The sequence below is a fragment of the Saccharopolyspora rectivirgula DSM 43747 genome, from assembly GCF_000497205.1.
GTDB classification, from domain to species: domain Bacteria; phylum Actinomycetota; class Actinomycetes; order Mycobacteriales; family Pseudonocardiaceae; genus Saccharopolyspora; species Saccharopolyspora rectivirgula.
Genome location: NZ_AYJW01000107.1, coordinates 1 through 5,724, shown reverse-complemented (window position 1 = coordinate 5,724; position 5,724 = coordinate 1). Strand labels below are relative to the sequence as shown.

Sequence of the window (5,724 nt, the reverse complement as noted above, 5' to 3'; positions counted from 1 at the left end):
TTGTCCCGCAGCAGCTCGTCGGCGGCCAGCGCGTGGTGCAGCGAGATCACCCGGTGCGGTTTCGACCAGTCCATCGAGTAGAGGAAGCCGTCGTAGCCGTAGACCGCGATGGCACCGGCGATGCCCAGGAAGGACGCTGCCGAGAGGTAGTCACCGGAGATGGCGATGCCGTTCTGCGGTCCGCTGAAGGACCGGCCGGCCGCGTAGTAGTCGGTCGCCGTCTTGGTGTTCCGACTGGCCCGGAACACGATCACCATGGTGACCGCGACGAACAGCGCGAAGATGCCGATGTTGAGCCACCGGTTGTCCGCGACCGAAGATTGGGCCACTGGGGACAGTGCGGTGATCACTCCTGGTCTCCTTCGGTCTTGGGCGTCTCGTCAGCTCCGCTGCCGGTGTCCGCGGTCTTCTCGGTCGCCGCTTCCACCGACGCGGCGTCCGCTCCGTCCTCCACCCGGCCGCGGATCTTCTCCGCGAGCGGGTCGAGGTTCCGGTTGGCGTAGCGGACGTAGAGCGTGGTGATCGCGAAGGTCGAGACGAATTGCAGCAGGCCCAGCACCAGGCCGATGTTGATGTTGCCGACCAGCTTGATGCTCATGAATCCATGCGCGTAGTCGGCCAGCAGCACGTAGACCAGGTACCAGGCCAGGAACAGAACCGATACCGGGAAGACGAAATTGCGCAATCGCTTGCGCAAATTGACGAAATCAGGGCTGCTTTGCGCAGAGGCCCAGGTTTCAGCAGTGATACCTGACCCGGACCCGCTCTGGCCCGTGGCACTCACGGCACTCCTCCTACGTGAAAGGCTCCACCAGAACCGGAGGAGCCTGCTGAGTCAGGGGGACGCGAAAAAGCTACGTAGTGCACCGGGAGGCTGTGAAGTACCTAACGGCATAGGCATGCTAACGATCGAATGACGTTGACAAAAGAGAAGAAAGCGCCCAAAAAGGACGCACTTCCAACATCAATTAACCCATTCAGAGCACACCGCTAACAATTCCCACCGAATTCATACGGAAGGCAGAACAAGAATTCACTCGAATTAACTAATTTCCTCTCGTTGGTGACTACTCAGCGCTTGCACCATTCGTACGGCCGAATTCCGTCGAGCGGTCGGCGTCAGCTGAAAGGCGCAGCCGGTCGGGTGCGTGCAGTCGCAGCATCACCCGCCCCACGTTCGGCGGCACCTGGTTCTGCGTCGCGCGACTGACCACCAGCGCCACCAGGAACGCGGCCGGCACGGACACCAGCGCCGGCTGCCCGGCCAACACCGCCCACGTCGATCCCGGCTCGCTGCCCAGCCAGACCACCATCCCGACCAGCACCAGCAGCGCACCGGTGAGCATCCCGCTGGCCGCTCCCGCCGCGGTCAACCCGCGCCACCAGATCCCCAGCAGCAGCAGCACCGCGAAGGTGGAAGCCGACATGGCGAAGGCCAACCCCACCCCGCGCACGATGTCCTGGTGCTCCATCGCCAACGCGAGCAGCACCGGAACCGGACAGGCCACTATGTATCCCCAGTGGACGTTCCGGGTGCGCAGCACATCGCTGGCCAGCACCCCACCCGCGCTGAACAGCAGTCCGGAACCGGCGGCGAAGAACGCGGCGAACGCACCGGCGGTGACCACCGCCGACAGCACCGCTCCCAGCCAGTTGTCCAACATCGCCGTCGGCAGCAGCAGCACCGCGGCATCGCTGTGCCCGGTCACCAGCAACTGCGGCACGTACAACCGGGACAGCAGCCCGAGGACCATCGGGCACACCAGGAAAGCCCCCACCATGACCACCACGAAGAAACCGGTGCGGCGGGCGGCCTGACCGCTCAGGTTCGAGTAGAACCGGGGCACCATGTGCGGCAGGCCCATGGTGCCCAGCAGTGTGGCCAGCAGGACCGAGTACACGTGCAACACCCCCGGTAGGTCCCCGGTCCCCGGGCGCAGCCAATCGGCGTTGAGCGGCTCCGCGTCCAGCACCACGGGCGCCGGAGCACCGGCCGGGAACCGCAACTGGGCCCCGGAGGCGATGGTGTACTCGCCGGGGCTCAAGTAGGTGCTGCTGCCGTCCTGCTGCAACCAGACCGGAGCGGACACCCGCACCTGCACATCGGTGTGCACCTCGACCTCGGTCTCGGCGGCGAACACCGGCGGCGCCGGCTCGGTCAGCGCCTGCCGGGGCGGGCCGCTGACCAGGAAGACCAAGAACAGGGCGAAAGTCGGCACGAACACGGCGGCCAGCTTCACCCAGTACTGGAACGCCCGGACCACCGTCACCGAGCGCATCCGACCGGTCAGCGCCCCCAGCAGGATGCAACCCACCAGGCAGAGCACCCCCGACCAGTACGGCAAGCCGGTGACCACGTTCCACACCAGCCCGGCGGCCTGCAGCTGCGGGACCAAGTACAGCCAGCTGACCAGCACCACCAGGACCGTGCACAGCACCCGCAGCCGGTCGGAGTCCAACCGGGCGACCGCGAAGTCCGGCAGCGTGTACGCCCCCGACCGGCGCACCGGAGCGACCACGAACAGCATCAGGGCCACGCACCCGGCCGCGAAACCGACCGGGTACCACAGGGCGTCCACCCCGTTCTTGAGCAGCAGACCGGAAACTCCCAGGAACGCGGCCGCCGAGAGGTACTGGCCGGAAACCGCGGCCGCGTTCAGCTTCACCGGAACCGGTTGCCGAGCGGTGCAGAAGTCATCGGTGACCCGGGCGGACCGGCCGCCCCAGAGACCGACGGCGAAAGAAGCCACAACCGCCGCCACCGCCCCGGCCAACGACCACAGATTCGCTTCCATCGCGCCCTACATCGCACCTGGACCGACACCGGACAGCTGCCCGTGCCAGCCGCTCGGCGCAGTGCTCCCGCTCCGGCTGCCCCGACCCGCCGCAGCCGGCTACTGCCCAACGTTCTGCAAGAACTCCCGTTCGTTCCGCTCCGCAGCGCGGACGCAGAAGTACCCAAGCAATACCAGAAACGGGTAGACGAGTACACCGAGAACGAGCCACGGCAACCGGATCCCGGCCACCACGAGCTCGCCGACCTGCGGAACCGTCCAGAACAGGACCGGCAGTCCGAACAGCACCACCCCCAGGATTCCGCCCAGCAGCAGCGCGCTGCGCAGCTGAGCGGCCATCAGCTGGCGGACCAGCACCTCCCCGACGCTGTTCTGCTCCTCCAGCTCCGCGATGGCGCGCACGATCCGCTGTGGACGGCGGCGGTCCGCCAGCACCACCCGCTTGCGGCGCGGCCGGGCCGGTTCCGCGCGCCGCCCGAGGAAGTCCATCCGCACCGCGCCCTGGCTCATTGCTGGCCCCACTGCTGCCGCGGCGCTCGCACCAGCCGGTCCTTCAGCTCCCGGGTGTGGCGGCGGCTCACCGGAAGTTCCTTCTGCGGCCCGCCACCGACCACGACCGAGTACCCCGAAGACGACATGCGCAGCTCGGTGACCAGCGGCAACGACACCAAGTACGAGCGGTGGATCCGCAGGAACCCGGCGTCGGCCCAGCGTTCCTCCAGCTGTGCCAGCGGGATCCGGACCAGGTGCGAGTCCACGGCGGTGTGCAGCCGGGCGTAGTCGCCCTGGGCTTCCACCCAGCGGATCTCGCGGCGCGGGATGAGCTTGGTGGTCCCGGCCAGCTCCACCGGGATCACCTCGTCGTCGCTGGGAGCTGCCGGCTCGGCCGAACTGGGGCCGGCGAGGGCGAGCTTGTTCCGCTCGATCTTCCGCAGCGCCCGGTCCACCCGGTTGGGGTTCGGGGGCTTCATGATGTAGTCGAGCGCGCCGACTTCGAACGCCTCCAGCGCGTTCTCGTCGTGCCCGGTGATGAAGACCAGGGCCGGCGGATTGCGGAACGCGGTGAGCACCCTGGCCAGCTCCATGCCGTTGAGACCGGGCATCGACAAGTCTGCGAACACGGCGTCCACGAAGGGCTGACTGGTCTCGTCGCCGCGCATGATCCGCAGCGCCTCGGCGGCGTCGACGGCGGTCAGCACCTGCGCGACCCGCGGATTGCTCTCCAGCATGTGCGCGATCTCGTCGAGCCCCGCCTTCTCGTCGTCCACGGCGAGCACGACCAGCCCCGCGGAGTTGTCTCGTGTACTCACTGCTATGCCAAACCCTGCCGAGCCATCAGCGCTTTCCCATGATCGAGTATCCACTCGACCTCAGTGGGAGGATATCCGCCACCCACCTCAGGACAGTGATTTCGATCACTCATACCAACCAAGCTACGTGTTCACGCTCTGCACGGTTCATCAGGGTGGACTGAACACGGATTTTCCGTGAGATGTAAGAGTTTTCCCCCAAATAGACGCAATTAAGCGGCTATTTGGGGGATGACTCGACTACTTATTGGCACAGCGGGTCACTGCGACCGCGCGGGGTCACGCAACCGGATTAGAGACCGAAACGTGACCACGCAGCCCGCTGCTCCAGCGAATCCAACGCGGCCAACACCGATTCCCCCGGATTCCGCAGCCGGACCGCCGATGACATCCCCAACTTGGCCAGCAACGGCTTCCGCGGCTCGACCGGGATCAGGTGGGCGTCCGGGAAGCGCTCCTTCACCACCTGCCGGACGGTGCCCAAACCGTCCACCAAACCCAGTTCCCGGGCCTTGCTCCCGGTCCACACCTCACCGGAGAACAAGTCGTCCTCGCTCCCGGTCAGCTTGTCGCCCCGGCGGTTCCGCACCCAGCTCCGGAACTGCTCGTGCAGATCCTCCTGCATGCCCTTGAGCCACTCGACGTCCTCGGGCTTCTCCGGCTCGAACGGGTCCAGCCTGACCTTGTTGGGGCCAGCGGTGTAGATCCGGCGCTCCACGCCCAACTTCTCCAACAGCCCGGTGAGCCCGAAACTGGCGCTGACCACCCCCACCGAACCGACCATCGACGTGGCGTGCGCGTAGATCTCGTCCGCCGAGCAGGCCAACCAGTAACCGCCGGAAGCCGCGACGTCCTCGCAGAACGCCAGCACCGGCACGTCCTTCTCCTCGGCCAACCCGCGGATCCGCTCGGCGATCAGCGCCGACTGGGTGGCGGCCCCACCCGGGGAGTTGATCGCCAGCGCCACCGCCTGCAACCGGTCGTGGCTGAACGCCCTGGAGAGCGCCGGTTCCACCGAATGCAGGGAGATCGTCGGTCGGCTCATCGGCGACGGGTTCGGGGTGATCGCACCGTGCAGCCGCACGACGGTGACCACCGGTCCGCGCTCGGCCCGTTCGGCGAGCTTGCCCGGCAACTTCGTGGCGAGCTTGTCGGTGAGCAAATCGGTGAACTTCTGCGGCCCCTTCTCGGTCATGCTTAGACGCTACCCGCCGATGAGCCCGCTGCCAGCTCGGCGCTGGAATCGCTGAACGCGTGCGCCGCGTCGGCCTGCACCCCGGGGGCGAACTTCGGCACCCGCATGGTCACCTTCATGCCGGCCCCCTTCTCGGTCTCCACCACCAGGGCGTAGTCGTTGCCGAACGTGGCCCGCATCCGGTTGTTGATGTTGCCCAGTCCGACGTGCGCCCCGGTCAGGTGGGCGTCGGCCAGCTCGGCGTCCAGCCGGTCCGGATCCATCCCGATCCCGTCGTCGTCGACGCTGATGACCGCCTCGTTGCCGTTGTCCGGCGACCGGGCGGCTTAGCCGCCCGACGACACCGACTGCCTGAGCGTGCGGGATCAGCCGGTGCGCCTGTTCCCGGCGGCAAAGGGGCCAATCAGGCGATCGCTGCCGGAAA

6 protein-coding genes and 1 pseudogene are annotated in these 5,724 nt (G+C 67.1%); all 7 read right to left on the bottom strand.

The annotated features are described in order from the left end of the window. On the bottom strand, positions 1–338 hold a 338-nt coding region (locus tag SREC43747_RS0118680; protein WP_438646497.1), incomplete at its 3' end, for a sodium:solute symporter family transporter. An 8-nt stretch (positions 339–346) separates the two neighbouring features. Next, positions 347–748, bottom strand: coding sequence for a DUF485 domain-containing protein (locus SREC43747_RS0118675; RefSeq protein ID WP_152528475.1), 402 nt, complete (start codon positions 746–748; stop codon positions 347–349). A gap of 319 nt (positions 749–1,067) precedes the next feature. Continuing rightward, positions 1,068–2,795: a sodium/solute symporter gene (locus SREC43747_RS0118670; RefSeq protein ID WP_037332629.1), complete on the bottom strand. Its 1,728-nt coding sequence runs from the start codon at positions 2,793–2,795 to the stop codon at positions 1,068–1,070. 99 nt (positions 2,796–2,894) lie between these two features. Next, the gene (locus SREC43747_RS0118665) at positions 2,895–3,305 is read right to left on the bottom strand and encodes a hypothetical protein (protein ID WP_236623274.1); all 411 of its coding nucleotides are present in this window, start codon (positions 3,303–3,305) and stop codon (positions 2,895–2,897) included. Then, on the bottom strand, positions 3,302–4,105 hold the full coding sequence (locus SREC43747_RS0118660) for a LytR/AlgR family response regulator transcription factor (protein WP_029722912.1): 804 nt from the start codon (positions 4,103–4,105) through the stop codon (positions 3,302–3,304). Before SREC43747_RS0118660 ends, SREC43747_RS0118665 begins: the two co-directional genes overlap by 4 nt. Before the next feature lie 292 nt (positions 4,106–4,397). Then, a complete protein-coding gene (locus SREC43747_RS0118655; RefSeq protein WP_029722911.1) occupies positions 4,398–5,300 on the bottom strand; it encodes a S49 family peptidase in 903 nt (300 codons plus the stop codon). A 2-nt stretch (positions 5,301–5,302) separates the two neighbouring features. Continuing rightward, positions 5,303–5,611 (bottom strand): annotated as a pseudogene (locus SREC43747_RS0118650) (ATP-binding protein); the annotation flags it as partial. Between the last annotated feature and the right edge of the window lie 113 nt (positions 5,612–5,724).